This is a genomic window from Bacillus sp. FSL R5-0560 (assembly GCF_037966305.1).
Lineage (GTDB): Bacteria > Bacillota > Bacilli > Bacillales > Bacillaceae > Bacillus > Bacillus mojavensis.
On sequence record NZ_CP150195.1, the window covers coordinates 1,055,813 to 1,071,142 of the forward strand.

Here is a 15,330-nt window from a genome sequence, read left to right on the forward strand (position 1 = left end):
TATTTCTATTGGGAATACAACCTTATAATAGAAAACAAGATGATTAATTAAAAAAAGAGATAAACATAGATATACATATTTAGGGAGGAAAACATGAAAAAGCAAATCATTACAGCTACAACAGCGGTTGTTTTAGGATCGACTTTATTTGCAGGAGCGGCATCTGCACAAAGCGTCAAGGTAAAAAAAGGCGACACGTTATGGGATCTTTCAAGAAAATACGGCACGACAATAAGTAAAATTAAATCAGAAAACAAGCTTCATTCCGATATCATTTACGCAGGACAGACTTTATCCATTAACGGTAAATCGACAGCATCAAGTTCAAAAAGCAGTTCATCTTCTTCTACATACAAAGTAGTGAGCGGCGACAGCCTTTGGAAAATTTCTAAAAAATACGGCATGACGATCAATGAACTGAAAAAACTGAATGGCTTAAAATCAGATCTTCTCCGTATCGGACAAGTTCTGAAAGTGAAGGGCTCAAGCAGTTCAAGCAGTTCAAACTCATCAAACGTGTCTACGTCTGCAACTTCTACATACAAAGTAGTGCGCGGCGACAGTCTATCTAAAATCGCGAAAAAATACGGTACAACGGTTAGCAAATTAAAGAGTCTCAATGGCTTAAAATCAGATTTAATCTATGTCGGACAAGTATTGAAGGTGAAAGGAACAGGTTCAAAAACTGTAACTTCATCTAAGCCTTCATCTAGCTCAAGCAGCAAAGTATCATCTACATCACTTAACGTAAGCAAACTGGTCTCTGATGCAAAAGCGCTAACTGGAACGCCGTACAAATGGGGCGGAACAACAACTTCCGGTTTTGACTGCAGCGGATTCATTTGGTACGTATTAAACAAACAAACAAGTGTGGCAAGAACGAGCACTGCGGGATATTGGAGCTCCATGAAGAGCATTGCCAGCCCGTCTGTCGGTGATTTCGTATTCTTTACAACATATAAATCCGGCCCTTCTCACATGGGGATTTACGTTGGAAACAACAGTTTCGTTCATGCAGGATCTGACGGCGTACAAATCAGCAGCCTGAACAACAGCTACTGGAAGCCTCGCTACCTTGGTGCGAAAAGATTCTAATTTTACAAAGTAACCCGTTCATAGAACGGGTTTTTTTCATTAGACGGAGCATCTTTGTTTTGGTTACATCTAAAAATGAAAATGTGATAAAAAGTCCAAAAACTTTTTTTCCTTCTTATTTTCATAAAGGGCGATCGCATAAGCACCGGCATAGGGCAGCTGCACAGAATGGTAAGGGATTCTGATCATCTGTTTCTCCTCTAATTCGCGCTTTACTGTAGATAAGGGGAGGAATGAAACGCCAAGTCCTTCTTTTATAAACCGTTTCGTTATATGGGTTTGTGTGACTTTCATTGTCCTCACAAAAGGAAGGGTCACTCTGACTTGACGGAGTAAGTCGTCCCAGTAGTCAGGATGATTGTGGGTCAAAAGCAGGTACTGCTCAAGCACCTCTTTGGCATCAATTTCTTCGTCTGCTGTGAAGCGCCGATCAGGAGGCGCAACGAGGACGACTGGGTCCTTATATAAACAGTGGCATGTTAAAGAAGAAGACTGGACTTTTAAACAGCTCAGTCCGATATCCGCCTCGCCAGATTTAATCAGAGACGAGATTTCTGCCGATTCAAAAATCTTCACTGCAATTTCTGTTTCAGTATTCATTGATGTGTATCGTTTCATAACAGATGGAAGCACAGTATCGGCAATAAGCGGCGAAACCGCGAGCTGTAAGGTTTGAGAGTAGCCTTGTCTTACTCTGTGGAGCTCTGCCATGCTGTTTTCATAGTCATCAAGCAGCCTTAGTGCAAACGGCAAATAAGCCCTGCCTTCATCGGTTAACTGAATCTGTCTGCCTTTTCGCTCGAACAGCTTGCAGCTGATTTCTTTTTCTAATTGCTTGATATGTACAGTTACAGTGGGCTGAGATAAAAAAAGCGTTTCCGCTGTTTTTCTGAAGTTTTCATATTTCGCAGCGGTCACAAAGGTGTGAAGCCATTTGAAATCCATTTCCATTCTCCCTCTGATTAATATTTTTAATTAATTCCCTTTAAAATATTCAATATTTTTTAAATATTATATTTACTATAATAACAGAAAAGGATAGGGGGAATACAAATGGTACATTACGGATTAAAGGGAATTACATGTGTGGACACATCAATCAGCCATATTGACGGCGAAAAAGGGCGCCTTATCTACAGAGGGCATCATGCAAAAGACATCGCGCTGCAACACAGCTTTGAAGAAGCCGCTTACTTGATTTTATTTGGAAAACTGCCGGCATCAGATGAATTACGGACATTTGAAGAAAAGCTGATCGCGGAGCGAAACTTGCCTGACCGCATAGAAAGTTTGATTCAGTCGCTGCCTAATAACATGGACGACATGTCGGTGCTGAGAACGGTTGTTTCAGCATTAGGGGAAAATACGTACACGTTTTATCCAAAAATAGAAGAAGCGATTCGGCTGATTGCCATCACGCCGTCTATTATCGCTTACAGAAAACGCTGGGTGCGCGGCGAGCAAGCCATTGAACCATCTTCCCAGTACGGACATGTTGAAAACTATTATTATATGCTCACAGGTGAACAGCCTTCAGAAGCAAAAAAGAAAGCGCTTGAAACATATATGATTCTGGCCATGGAGCATGGCATGAACGCATCAACTTTTTCGGCACGGGTTACTTTGTCTACAGAGAGTGATTTGGTATCGGCCATTACCGCGGCGCTTGGCACGATGAAAGGCCCGCTTCATGGAGGGGCTCCTTCTGCTGTAACAAAAATGCTTGAAGACATTGGAGAAAAAGCGAATGCTGCAGCGTATTTGACAGCAAAGCTTGAAAAAGGAGAACGCCTGATGGGATTTGGGCACCGCGTGTATAAGACGAAAGATCCGCGGGCAGAAGCTTTGAGACAGAAAGCTGAAGAGGTTGCAGGCGATGACCGTGATTTGGATCTGGCGCTGCATGTGGAGGCAGAAGCGATCCGTTTGCTGGACATCTACAAACCGGGCCGCAAGCTGTACACAAACGTTGAATTTTATGCAGCTGCTGTCATGAAGGCGATTGATTTTGATGATGACTTGTTTACACCGACGTTTTCAGCAAGCCGAATGGTAGGCTGGTGCGCACATGTGCTGGAGCAAGCAGAAAACAACGTGATTTTCCGTCCGTCAGCTAAATATACAGGGGCTATTCCTGAAGAAGTACTTTCATAACATATTTTGCAGTTTATTCGCTTCTGTGATGTGGTAAACATTCAATATCATCATGTCTAGGAGTGATCAATATGAACCCAATGGACAGACAAATAGAAGGACAAGAACCGCAGCGGCAGGACCGACAGCCGGGGATTGAGTCTGAAATGAATCCTTTTCCTTTAACAGAAGACCGTGATTATAAAGGAAGCGGAAAACTGAAAGGAAAAGTCGCGATCATTACAGGAGGCGACAGCGGAATCGGGAGAGCGGCAGCAATTGCGTATGCAAAAGAAGGGGCAGACGTCTCCATTCTTTATCTGGACGAACATTCTGACGCGGAGGAAACGCGAAAACAAGTTGAACAGGAAAACGTCCGCTGCCTGCTGATTCCTGGGGATATCGGAGATGAGAAGCATTGTGAACAGGCTGTACAGCAAACCGTAGACCATTTTGGAAAGCTGGATATTTTGGTTAACAACGCTGCTGAACAGCACCCGCAGGACAGTATTCTTGATATTTCAACAGAACAGCTTGAAAAAACCTTCCGCACGAACATTTTTGCCATGTTTCATATGACAAAGAAAGCGTTGCCTCACTTGAAAGAAGGGAGCGCAATCATTAATACGACATCGATTACCGCTTATGAAGGAGATACCGCATTAATTGATTATTCCAGTACAAAGGGTGCAATTGTCTCCTTTACACGATCAATGAGCAAATCTCTTGTGGATAAAGGCATCAGAGTAAATGCGGTGGCGCCCGGCCCGATTTGGACACCGCTAATCCCGGCGACATTCCCGGAAGAAAAAGTGAAACAGCATGGACTTGATACGCCGATGGGCAGACCGGGACAGCCGGTTGAGCATGCAGGTGTATACGTTTTACTCGCATCTGATGAATCTTCCTATATGACGGGACAGACGATTCATGTGAATGGCGGCCGTTTTATTTCAACATAATGTACAAAAAACCAGCAGAATTGCTGGTTTTTTTGTGCATGAAAATAGGCCAGTGCAGAAATTTGTCGAATTTTTTAAAAATTTAGTTTTCATTTTTAGATTTTTATATATAATATTGAGTAGGAGAAAGGAATGATTCATCACCAGTACAAATATAGTAGAAAAAAGAAAAACGGTCATTGTTGCTCATGAATTCAGAAAATTCAAATAAAGTATAAAGAGATCATCAGCTAGGAGTTGAAGGGGAATGAAAGGAAGCGTATTTAGGAAGAAAAGTATTCAGGATTTAATCGCTGCAACAAAAGGTGAAAAATCTTTAAAAAGAGAATTAGGGGCATTTGACTTAACACTGCTTGGGATTGGGGCCATTATAGGTACCGGGATATTTGTACTGACGGGGACAGGGGCAGTTACTGCCGGACCCGGACTGACCGTTTCATTTGTTGTCGCAGCGCTGGCTTGTTTATTCGCTGCATTGTCTTACGCTGAATTTGCTTCAAGTGTGCCTGTCTCAGGTTCGGTGTATACATTTACTTATGCTACAATGGGAGAACTTTTGGCCTTCATTATCGGGTGGGATTTAATTTTAGAGTATATGCTGGCGGTAAGTGCCGTTTCAGTCGGGTGGTCTGGGTATTTTCAATCATTTTTGTCCGGGCTTGGCATTCATCTTCCGGTGGCCTTAACGGCTGCTCCGGGGGCTGTAAAAGGAACCTTTACCATTTTTAATCTGCCTGCGTTTGTCATTGTTCTTGCTATTACGTATTTGCTTTATTTAGGCATCAGAGAATCTAAAAGAGTCAACAATATTATGGTAATTTTAAAAGTGCTGGTCGTTCTCTTATTTATTGCAGTGGCAGCTGTTTACGTGAAGCCGGATAACTGGCAGCCGTTTATGCCAATGGGCTTTGGCGGCGTATTCAGTGCAGCAGCACTCGTTTTCTTTGCTTTTATCGGATTTGACGCTGTATCCTCTGCCGCGGAAGAGACGAAAAACCCTGGGAAGGATCTGCCGAAAGGAATTATTTTCTCATTATTGGTTTGTACCATTTTATATGTTACTGTATCAGCCATCATGACAGGCGTTGTTCCATTTGCCCAGTTTGAAGGCATCGATCATCCGGTTTCTCTCGTTCTTCAAAGCGCGGGGCAAAACTGGGTGGCAGGCATTATCGATATCGGTGCGGTTTTGGGAATGACAACGGTTATGCTTGTAATGCTTTATGGACAGACACGTGTCATGTTTGCTATGTCTCGTGACGGCCTGGTTCCGGGATCGCTTTCTAAGGTTCATCCGAAGCATAAAACTCCTTATGTTGCGACTTGGTTTTTCGGCATAATGTCGGCGCTCCTCGGTTCACTTGTTCCGCTTGATGAGCTTGCCAAGCTGGTAAACATCGGAACGCTTTCAGCGTTTGTGCTGATTTCTGTCGCGGTTATTGTATTGAGAAAGAAACAGCCTGATCTTCCGAGAGCCTTTAAATGTCCGGGGGTTCCGGTTATCCCGGGCTTAGCAATTCTATTCTGCCTGTTCTTAATTTTAAATCTCGGCTGGGTGACGATTGTCCGCTTCCTTGTATGGCTGTTAATTGGCATGGCGATCTATTTCTTATATTCAAGAAAGCATTCAAAATTAAATCAATAACTCTCAAAGAAGAGAGCGGCTTACACTGGCCGCTCTCTTTTCTATTCTCATCAAATGAATTTATAGAAATCAGCATGAAAATAAGAGATAATATAGGCTGGAAAGGAAGTGACATCATTGTCTGAGCAAAAACCAGTCCAATGGGCTTCAAAAATCGGTTTCGTCATGGCTGCCGCTGGATCAGCCATCGGCTTAGGCGCGATTTGGAAGTTCCCTTATGTAGCGGGGACGAATGGAGGAGGCGCCTTTTTCCTTATTTTTGTGCTATTTACCATTCTCTTGGGCTATCCGCTTTTAGTGGGAGAATTTATCTTTGGAAGACGGAACCAAACGAATGCCATTGATGCATATAAAAAAGAAGCGCCGCGAACAGCTTGGTTTCTCACAGGATGGGTCGGTGTAGCGGCTTGTTTCTTAGTTTTATCGTTTTACAGTGTGATCGGAGGATGGATTTTACTATATATAGTGAAAACAGCATCGGGTTCACTGTCCGGTCTCACCCAGGAGCAGTACGGTGCACTTTTTGGCTCTGTTATTCAAAACCCTGTGCAGACGCTCGCGGCTCAGCTTATCTTTATGGTACTGACTGTGCTGGTTGTCGCCAGAGGGGTTCAAAAAGGGATTGAACGCGTAAGCGCGGTGATGATGCCGATTTTGTTTATATTGTTTGTCCTGCTTGTTCTTCGGTCGCTCACGCTGGATCATGCGATGGAAGGTGTGAAATTTTTGCTTGTGCCCCATTTCGGCGATTTGACCCCGGAGTCTGTTTTGTTTGCGCTGGGACAGGCTTTCTTTACGTTAACACTGGGGGTTTCGGTCATGGTGACCTACAGCTCCTATCTGCCGAAAACGCAAAATATCCCGCGTTCTGCAGCGTCCATTGTCGTTATGAATATCATTGTGACACTTTTGGCAGGTTTGGCTATTTTTCCTGCCGTTTTCTCCTTCGGATTGGAGCCGAATGAAGGTCCGACTTTGCTGTTTACAGTGCTTCCGGCCGTTTTTGAACAGCTTCCGTTCGGTATCCTGTTTTTCATCGGCTTTCTTGTCGCATTTTTATTTGCAGCACTGACCTCTGCCTTTTCGATGGTGGAAATGATTGTAGCCATTATCGGCAAAGGGGACGAAACGAAGAGGAAAAAGCTGTCATGGACCAGCGGGTTTTTGATCTTCTTAGTCGGTATCCCATCTTGCTTATCCTATGGCGTGCTGAGCGATGTGCGCATATTTGATAAGACGTTTTTTGACGTTGTCGATTTTACCGTCAGCAATGTTTTGCTGCCGTTAGGCGCCCTGTTAATTTCTATTTTCATTCCGCTGAAAATATCGAAACAGGACCTATGGGCAGAGATGAGACAAGGATCACATCCCGGAAAAGCATACTTTTATATATGGTTTTATTTGCTCCGTTTCGTTGTGCCGCTGGCTATTATTATTGTGTTCTTAAATTTAATTGGGATTATATCCTTTTAGAAAAACAGGCTCCGCTGGGGGCCTGTTTTTTTGTTTATTATGATTTCATCAGCGGTTCCCATGCAGTTTTCAGCTTTTTGATACCGAGCCGGATGTCCTCTTCAGAAAGCCCTCCATAACCGATTAAGACAGAAACAAACGGCGGCTGGCTCTTGTACGATGGAGAAACCGGATAGACATTCACTCTGTTTTTGGCAGCGGCTTTTATCGCTTCATCCTCACTGGCTGAAAACATAAGCCGAAGGAGGATATGGAGCCCCGAGTTTTTTCCGAGAACCTCCACGCTGTCTCCCAGCTCAGTTCGTATCGCTTCGAGCAGAACAGCGTGTTTTTTTCGATATAAGGATCTCATCCTGTTCAAATGCTTTTGCCATCCGCCGTTTTCAATGAAATCTGCCAGTGCCAATTGATTATGGGAAGAGACCGTCTGTTTCATCAAAAGCGCATTTTTTCTTACGGGTTCAATAAGTGCAGCAGGAAGAATCATATAGCTGATCCGCAAGGAAGGGAGCAATGATTTTGAAAAAGTGCCGAGATAAATGACCCTGCCATTCGGGTCAAGGCCTTGCAGCGATGGAATGGGCTGCCCGCTGTAGCGAAATTCTCCATCATAATCATCCTCAATAATAAATGAATTTGCCTCTTTTGCCCAAGACAACAGCTCCTGTCTTCGGGCGATCGTCATTATGGTCCCGAGCGGGAATTGATGTGAGGGAGTCGTATAGACGAGATGCGGGCTCTCGTGTGTAAGGCTAGCCGGCAGGACTCCTTCTTCATCTGTGCAAATGGGAATCACGTTCATGTGATTGGCCTCAAACATTCGTCTTGAACGGTGAAATCCCGGTTCTTCAAAACCGATTTTTGTTCCCGGCTGAAGCGTAAGGCAAAGAATTTGCAGAAGGACGGTAGTGCCTGCTCCAATGATAATTTGGCTGGGATCACAATTGACACCGCGTGATAGTCTGACAAATCGGGCTATCATTTCTCTGAGTGCAGGTTCTCCTTGAGGATCGCCTGAGATGTGAAGTTGTTCAGAATACCGATCCAGACTTTTCACCATGCTTTTTCGCCACGCGTTAAAGGGAAAGTGGAGCAGATCGACATTTCCTTGATGAAAGTTAATAACAGATTCTACTTCTTTATGAGTGACCGGTTGCGGAGGCGGTTGATATGGTATTGGAGCATCCGGAAACTCAGGTTCAATGTCTGCTGCAAACCAGCCGATTTTAGGCTTGCTTTTGACATATCCTTCAGCGGTTAATTGCTCGTAGGCGCGTTCTACCGTTGCCGTGCTGACACCGAGCAAGCCGGAGAGCCTGCGTTTTGACGGAAGCCTCATTCCTTTGGTGATTCTGGCATGTGACATTTCTTGTTTGAAATAGGTGTAAAGCTGTTCATACAGAGGTGTTTTGCTTGTTTTGTCCAGAAACGGCGTGATATCCATTTTATCTCTCCTTGCATCTGGCGTGGTCATTTTTTCTGGTTTTGGCTATTTGGCGAATGCCATAAATCGGATATCATCATTGTAACGAATGGAGAGGGGATTGATAAGATGCTTCATATCAAACAATTAACGACTAGAGAAGAGTGGATGGATGCATATCCGGTGATGCACGAATTAAGAACAGAGCTGGATGAAGAGACGTATTTACATAGGCTGGAGCGCTGTGTCCAAAAAGAGTCGTATATGCTGTTTGCCTTATATGAGGATAAAGCGATCAGGGCACTGTGCGGCGCACTGCCAAGGGTTTCGCTTCATCAAGGAAAGTACGTATGGATAGCAGATCTTGTCACAAGCGGGCCTCACAGGTCTAAAGGGTACGGCAAACTTCTTTTGGATGATGCGGCAAACTGGGCAAGAGATGCAGGCTACAGTTCTGTCAGTCTTTCATCAGGTCTTCAGCGCAAAGACGCCCACAGATTTTATACGGATAAAATGGGATTTACGATTGAAAGCTATTTATTCAGAAAACAGCTGTCATAAAAAAAGACGCCGTTTCAGGCGTCTTTTTTCTAAAAGCCAAACTGTAAGTTGGTATCCACAGACACAATAGTATACACACAGATAATCACAAAGAGATTAAGGACAACGCCGAGCAGGCCGGGACCCGTGCGTCCTCTTTTAATGAATAGCTCAATAATGCCAAACGGAACGGCGGCCATGGCAAACGGCAGCATTTGATAAGAATAAGAGGTCACATTGCTGATAATCGCCAAATTAAGCAAGAGCAAAGACAGAATCGCTGTCCCGACAGATATCCAGCCAAATACATTATGTTCTTTAAAAATTCTTACCAATTCCATAATTCCACCTCGCCGACATTTGCTGATTTTACTGATTTGTTTTTCAGCATGCGCTGGATTTCCTTGGTCGGTCCTGTAACGACAGAGCCGTATACATTAACACCATTTTTCTCTACATAATCCAAGCGGGAATCTACTTTTAAGTCTTTTCGTTTTGAAATGACCTGCGCCCATTTTTCGTGCTTCGATATGTAAGTTAAAGCATCGATAAATTGGTCGCCGTTTGACTTCCCTTTTGTATTAAGCGCAGCCAGGAACTTTGAGTCTTTCCCTGGGTAGCCAAGCGGCTCTGCGTAAGCGGTATCCTTTGTATTGTTCTCTGTTTCAATCGCGTTCCACAAAAAGCTTACATCATAACCTCTGAATTTTTTATACACTTCTTTTGTCGGATATGCCCGGTCATAAGAAAGGTAGACCTCGGAAACAGTCCCTTCAGGCAAAGCTTTTAATGTTTTTTCCGCTTTTGCGGTTGTTTGTTCAGATCCGCTTGATGGGTGTGTAAAGTAATGGCCGCCTTTATGGATTTCTAAGTCATAGTAGTTGACGACCGGCGCTTTCACTCTGTCATAAAACATTTCCACCCGTTCATTCCCCACGGCAGTTGTTTTCGTGCCAATCTGTTTTTGCAGCGGGAATTCTGTATTCATGCCAAACAGCTTCACCTGGCTCTTCAGTCCAGAAGTATCGACAAGAACATTTGGCATAGTCAGGGCTACAGTGACTGCGGCAGTTTCCATAAATTCATTGCCGGTGCTGTGTTTTCCTCCCATTCCGTAGTAGAGGTAGCTTCCCAGCGTACATAGCGGCAAAATCATTAATGTCGATATGACGGCAAGAGCGGAAATACGCAAATAAGACTTCCGTTTGCCGTAGGCCAGAATGGCTTTTTGTTTTTCAGGACTGATGTCGACATCCCAATCATGATCGTCTGGCAGCTCACTATCAATCAGTTCCTGATACACTTCGAGCTTCTCAAGTTCCTCTTCAAACGCGGTCATTTCCTGATCGCTCATTTCACCGTTTTTATATTGATCAAAACGCTTTTTAAATTCTTCATTCATCATTAACACCTCTATTATAAAGTGCTTTCAGCCGCTGTCTGGCACGAAACAAAACACTTTTAAAATTCGCCTCTGAAATATTCATAATATGGGATGCTTCTTTGTAATTTAATTCTTTTAAATAATATAGTGTTAACGCCTCCCGATAGTTATCGGGGAGCTCGGACATATAACCAGTCAGCACTTCCTTTATCTCTACCTGGTGGGCAGGGCTCTGAACAGCAGTTTGAAAGAGGCTTCCAATCAAATCATCTGAAATGGTGACTTCTTTCTTATGCTTTCTGACGTAATCAATGAAGGCGTTCCGCGCCACTTGAAAAAGCCAGGGCTTTACTTTGCTGTGATCATAGGAGTGAATGTGTATGTATGCCCGCATAAAGGTTTCCTGCAGCAAGTCTTCGGCAAGATGCTTGTCTTTTGTCATGGAGAGCAGGAACCTATAAACATCATTCATGTACATTTGGTAAATTTCATCGATCGTCACTGCCTTTTCTCCCCTCTATGTTATACACGCATAAGAAAGGTTTAAAGTTGCACATTACATGCAAACGGCTTTTTAATACGTAATCAAACACCATTACTCTATAGTACAAAAAATTCGCCCTGAAAGATAGAGGTGAGAAATGTTTAACATTTTTTCCATCAGGGAAAACATAGTGAAAAAGTGAAGGAGTGGCACAATGGAATATACCAGTATCTCAGGCACAGGAATAAAAGCCTCCCGAATTGGACTCGGCACATGGGCGATCGGCGGAACCATGTGGGGAGGCACTGATGAAAAAACATCGATCGAAACCATCCGCGCCGCTCTTGATAAGGGGATCACACTGATTGACACCGCGCCGGCATATGGCTTCGGGCAGTCCGAAGAAATTGTCGGGAAGGCGATCAAGCAGCATGGGGCAAGAGATCAGGTTGTTCTTGCCACTAAAACGGCGCTGGATTGGAAAAACAATCAGCTGTTCCGCCATGCTAACAGAGCGAGAATTATACAGGAAGTCGAGGATTCCCTGCAACGGCTGCAGACAGATTATATCGATCTATATCAGGTGCATTGGCCAGATCCGCTTGTGCCGATAGAGGAAACGGCAGAAGTGATGAAGGAATTATATGATGCCGGGAAAATACGCGCGATCGGCGTCAGTAATTTCTCGGTTGAACAAATGGATACATTTCGGGCTGTTGCTCCGCTTCATACAATCCAGCCTCCTTACAATCTTTTTGAAAGGGACATTGAAGAGAATGTGCTCCCGTATGCGAAAGACAAACAGTTGACAACACTATTATACGGCAGTTTATGCAGAGGGCTGTTAACGGGAAAAATGACAGAAGATCATTCGTTTGAGGGAGACGATCTTCGAAATCACGATCCGAAATTTCAGAAGCCGAGATTTAAAGAATATCTTTCTGCAGTCAATCAATTAGAAGACTTGGCGAAGACACGTTATGGAAAATCTGTGATTCATCTGGCCGTGAGATGGATTTTAGACCAGCCGGGAGCAGGAATTGCCCTTTGGGGGGCAAGACAACCTCATCAAATAGAGGCGGTATCAGAAATTACCGGCTGGACGCTGAGCAATGAAGATAAAAAAGACATTAATACCATTTTGAAAAATACGATATCAAACCCGGTTGGACCGGAATTTATGGCGCCTCCGACAAGAGAGGGGTATATAACAAAAAGCTGAGGATGATTCCTCAGCTTTTTGACGTTAAGAAAAGAGAAATCTTAAAAATTAGTACCAGGTAATAAAAAATGTTGTTATAATAAGTAACAGAAAGAATCATTGATTACGACAAAGGAAGTGCGATATGTATAAGTTTTGTGCAAATGCTTTAAAAGTTATTCTTTCTCTTCGCGGAGGAGTGAAGGTATACAACAAAGAAAACCTTCCGGCCGATTCAGGTTTTGTCATCGCGTGTACACACTCTGGCTGGGTTGATGTGATCACACTCGGAGTCGGGATTCTTCCTTATCAAATACACTACATGGCGAAAAAAGAGCTTTTTCAAAATAAATGGATCGGTTCGTTTTTGAAGAAAATTCATGCCTTTCCGGTAGACCGGGAAAATCCTGGCCCAAGCAGCATTAAAACGCCGATTAAGCTGCTGAAAGAAGGAGAGATTGTCGGAATCTTCCCAAGCGGAACAAGAACTTCTGAGGATGTGCCTTTGAAGAGAGGCGCAGTGACAATTGCGCAAATGGGGAAAGCGCCCCTTGTTCCGGCTGCTTATAAAGGACCTTCAAGCGGAAAGGCGTTGTTCAAAAAAGGAAAAATGAAGCTGATTATCGGTAAACCTTTGCAGCAGGCTGATTTTGCCCACCTTCCGTCTAAGGAAAGGCTGGCGGCTATGACAGAGGCTTTGAATCACAGCATTAAAGAGCTTGAAAAGAAGCTGGAACAACTGTAATTTATGCACTCGCCAATATCCCGATTGTTTATAATTTCCTGGGCCATTAGCTATACTAAATGAGGAATTGATCATTGGGAAAGGTTATGGTTCATGAAAAAAATGATAATAGTCGGAGCTGGAATTTTGGGAGCATCAACAGCATATCAGCTAGCCAAAATGGGTGCAGAGGTTCTGGTTATAGATCGGAAAGATAAGGGCCAGGCCACCCATGCAGCGAAAGGCATTATCTGTCCATGGCTGTCTCCTCGTCGTGATCAGGCTTGGTACCGGCTGGCAAAGGACGGAGCGCGCTTTTATCCTCGGTTCATAGAAGAACTTAGAAAAGAAGGCGAGACGGACATTGGTTATGCTCAAGTCGGTGCTCTTAGTATTCATCACGAGAAAGAAAAGATCGAAACGATCGAAAAACGTGTGCGGGAGCGTAAACAAGCTGCCTTGGAAATCGGTGAGATATCCTTTCTTCATGAAAAACAAACCGCAGATTTGTTTCCTCTGCTTGCTGAACGGTACCATTCTGTTCATATAAGCGGAGCTGCCCGCGTGGATGGAGAAGTGCTGCGAGATACATTATTGAGATCTGCTCAAAGAAACGGCGCAGTCATTTTAAAAGGTGATGCTGCGCTCCGACATCATTCGAATCGTGTCACAGGCGTCACTGTCGGTAATGAAATCTATTCTTCTGATGAGGTTATTGTTTGTGCCGGTGTTTGGGCAGATCAATTGTTAGCGCCTTTAGGCATTCACTTCAAAGTAAGTGCGCAAAAAGCGCAAATTCTGTATGTGCAGGTGCCGAATGTAAATCATATGGACAGCTGGCCTGCAGTGATGCCGCCTTCCAAAGAATATCTTTTAGCTTATCATGACAATAGAATAGCTATCGGCGCGACACGTGAAGATGAGATAGGCGAACGTGATGTAAGGATAACGGCTGGCGGGCTGCAGGAACTTCTAAACAAGGGATTAGAAATGGCTCCCGGCTTAGCAAACAGCACCGTTCAAGAGGCAAGAGTCGGTTTACGCCCCTTTACACCAGGTGATGTGCCGGTGATCGGATCTCTTCCCGGCTGGGATGGGGTGATAGTCGCAAACGGTCTTGGATCGTCTGGTTTAACAATGGGCCCCTATATGGGGGAGCAGTTGGCGAAGCTGGCCCTTAGAATGGATTTGGATATCAATTTAGATGATTATGATATAAAAAAAGCAGCAGGAGTTCGATGATCACCTGCTGCTTTTTTTGTGGTTTTTATATTTTTGATAATGAGAGCTGATCCTCTGGCAGTGCTTTAAGAGAGCCGTCATTATTTAATACAGAGCGCCATGTATAACGCGGTTCATAGCCAAGGACCTTTTTGGCTTTATCGATTGCCATCAGCGTTTCATATCCTTTTATATCTCTCTTTAAAGATACATCGGGGAAAAATCGTTTTACTAAGTCTTCACTAGGCTCTTTCATGATGGTATCGGGGGCAGTAATATGGAAGACGTCATTTCCGAGATTGTTTTTTTCGAGTGCTAGAAGGCAAGCATGTGCAGCATCCCTGACATCACAATACGCCCATGCATTTTTCTTTTGAATATCCTTTTGCTGCTCGTTCCAGTGCATGCCTGGGATTTTTTCGTACTCATCAGGCTCATATATATTCGCAAAGCGGAGAGTGACAATTTGTGTATTGATCAGCTTTGAATACATATCTGAGAGGATTTCGGTCAGCCGTTTTGCCATCGCATAAGATGACTTTACGATCGTTGGATGCTCCTCGTCTACGGGAAGGTAACTGAGCTCGTCCGGTACAAATGGATATCCCAGCACCGTTTCACTTGAAGCCCACACAAGCTTACGGATTTTAAAATCTTTACAGGCTTCCAGGATATTAAAATTAACAAGCATATTATTTTCAAATATCGCCTGGGAGGTATTCCTGACATCTGTAGGAATATTCCCAAGATGAACTGCAGCGTCGCAGCCCATGATTAGCTGACATACCTGGCCGTAATCCCGTAAATCTGCTTGAATAAATGTTTTCGATGCGGACTCTTCTTTTAATACTCTGTCTGATGCTGTCACATCATGGCCGGCCTCTAATAACGTTCTTACAGCCCAGCGTCCGATTTTACCTGCTGCTCCAGTTACGACAACTTTCATGTTTTCGCTCCTTTCTATAATGATGCGGAAATATTCGTTTTTCTCGCAGTTGCACTTTTTTAGAGTTCCCGCGGATGACCGATTTATTAGCAGCAGTTT

Annotated in this window: 15 protein-coding genes; 9 read left to right on the forward strand and 6 right to left on the reverse strand. The window is 43.9% G+C overall.

All coding sequences use genetic code 11. The features are described 5' to 3' along the window. Positions 1-93 precede the first annotated feature (93 nt). Positions 94-1,095 (forward strand): peptidoglycan endopeptidase, encoded by a 1,002-nt coding sequence (locus NST56_RS05275; protein WP_229147624.1) that lies wholly within the window; start codon positions 94-96, stop codon positions 1,093-1,095. Between the two features lie 69 nt (positions 1,096-1,164). Here NST56_RS05275 and citR read toward each other — a convergent pair whose 3' ends face one another. Continuing rightward, a complete protein-coding gene (gene citR / locus NST56_RS05280) occupies positions 1,165-2,040 on the reverse strand; it encodes a transcriptional regulator CitR (protein WP_168747296.1) in 876 nt (291 codons plus the stop codon). 108 nt (positions 2,041-2,148) lie between these two features. Between citR and citA the strand changes: the two genes are divergently transcribed. From citA to NST56_RS05300, 4 genes are all read left to right on the forward strand, one after another. Continuing rightward, positions 2,149-3,249 (forward strand): citrate synthase CitA, encoded by a 1,101-nt coding sequence (gene citA, locus NST56_RS05285; RefSeq protein WP_333513084.1) that lies wholly within the window; start codon positions 2,149-2,151, stop codon positions 3,247-3,249. Between the two features lie 71 nt (positions 3,250-3,320). Then, positions 3,321-4,190, forward strand: a complete 870-nt coding sequence (locus NST56_RS05290) for an SDR family oxidoreductase (RefSeq protein ID WP_339180515.1) — start codon at positions 3,321-3,323, stop codon at positions 4,188-4,190. 247 nt (positions 4,191-4,437) lie between these two features. Continuing rightward, positions 4,438-5,835, forward strand: a complete 1,398-nt coding sequence (gene bcaP / locus NST56_RS05295) for a branched-chain amino acid transporter BcaP (protein WP_168747299.1) — start codon at positions 4,438-4,440, stop codon at positions 5,833-5,835. Between the two features lie 117 nt (positions 5,836-5,952). Further along, the gene (locus NST56_RS05300; RefSeq protein WP_339180518.1) at positions 5,953-7,308 is read left to right on the forward strand and encodes a sodium-dependent transporter; all 1,356 of its coding nucleotides are present in this window, start codon (positions 5,953-5,955) and stop codon (positions 7,306-7,308) included. 37 nt (positions 7,309-7,345) lie between these two features. On the opposite strand, the gene NST56_RS05305 is transcribed toward NST56_RS05300, so the two are convergent. Further along, the gene (locus NST56_RS05305) at positions 7,346-8,752 is read right to left on the reverse strand and encodes a PLP-dependent aminotransferase family protein (RefSeq protein WP_339180521.1); all 1,407 of its coding nucleotides are present in this window, start codon (positions 8,750-8,752) and stop codon (positions 7,346-7,348) included. A gap of 108 nt (positions 8,753-8,860) precedes the next feature. Between NST56_RS05305 and NST56_RS05310 the strand changes: the two genes are divergently transcribed. Beyond that, on the forward strand, positions 8,861-9,292 hold the full coding sequence (locus tag NST56_RS05310; RefSeq protein ID WP_339180524.1) for a GNAT family N-acetyltransferase: 432 nt from the start codon (positions 8,861-8,863) through the stop codon (positions 9,290-9,292). Between the two features lie 29 nt (positions 9,293-9,321). Here the strand turns inward: NST56_RS05310 and NST56_RS05315 are convergent, their stop codons facing one another. Genes NST56_RS05315 through sigM form a run of 3 tightly spaced genes read right to left on the reverse strand, consistent with a single transcriptional unit; the run spans position 9,322 to position 11,157 of the window. Continuing rightward, positions 9,322-9,612, reverse strand: coding sequence for a hypothetical protein (locus NST56_RS05315; RefSeq protein ID WP_010333547.1), 291 nt, complete (start codon positions 9,610-9,612; stop codon positions 9,322-9,324). Beyond that, complete coding sequence (locus NST56_RS05320; RefSeq protein WP_339180527.1) at positions 9,600-10,676, reverse strand: anti-sigma factor; 1,077 nt, start codon at positions 10,674-10,676, stop codon at positions 9,600-9,602. The genes NST56_RS05315 and NST56_RS05320 overlap by 13 nt, the downstream gene beginning before the upstream one ends. Further along, positions 10,666-11,157, reverse strand: coding sequence for an RNA polymerase sigma factor SigM (gene sigM, locus NST56_RS05325; protein ID WP_024120735.1), 492 nt, complete (start codon positions 11,155-11,157; stop codon positions 10,666-10,668). Before sigM ends, NST56_RS05320 begins: the two co-directional genes overlap by 11 nt. 196 nt (positions 11,158-11,353) lie before the next feature. Here sigM and NST56_RS05330 point away from each other — a divergent pair, with 196 nt between their 5' ends. The 3 genes from NST56_RS05330 to NST56_RS05340 all read left to right on the forward strand — a co-directional run bounded on the left by NST56_RS05330 (position 11,354) and on the right by NST56_RS05340 (position 14,306). After that, complete coding sequence (locus NST56_RS05330; protein WP_339180531.1) at positions 11,354-12,361, forward strand: aldo/keto reductase; 1,008 nt, start codon at positions 11,354-11,356, stop codon at positions 12,359-12,361. Between the two features lie 124 nt (positions 12,362-12,485). After that, on the forward strand, positions 12,486-13,085 hold the full coding sequence (locus NST56_RS05335; protein WP_010333551.1) for a 1-acylglycerol-3-phosphate O-acyltransferase: 600 nt from the start codon (positions 12,486-12,488) through the stop codon (positions 13,083-13,085). 93 nt (positions 13,086-13,178) lie between these two features. Further along, positions 13,179-14,306, forward strand: a complete 1,128-nt coding sequence (locus NST56_RS05340; protein WP_339180534.1) for an FAD-dependent oxidoreductase — start codon at positions 13,179-13,181, stop codon at positions 14,304-14,306. A 25-nt stretch (positions 14,307-14,331) separates the two neighbouring features. Here NST56_RS05340 and NST56_RS05345 read toward each other — a convergent pair whose 3' ends face one another. Next, a complete protein-coding gene (locus NST56_RS05345) occupies positions 14,332-15,231 on the reverse strand; it encodes an NAD(P)-dependent oxidoreductase (protein ID WP_339180537.1) in 900 nt (299 codons plus the stop codon). Positions 15,232-15,330 lie beyond the last annotated feature (99 nt).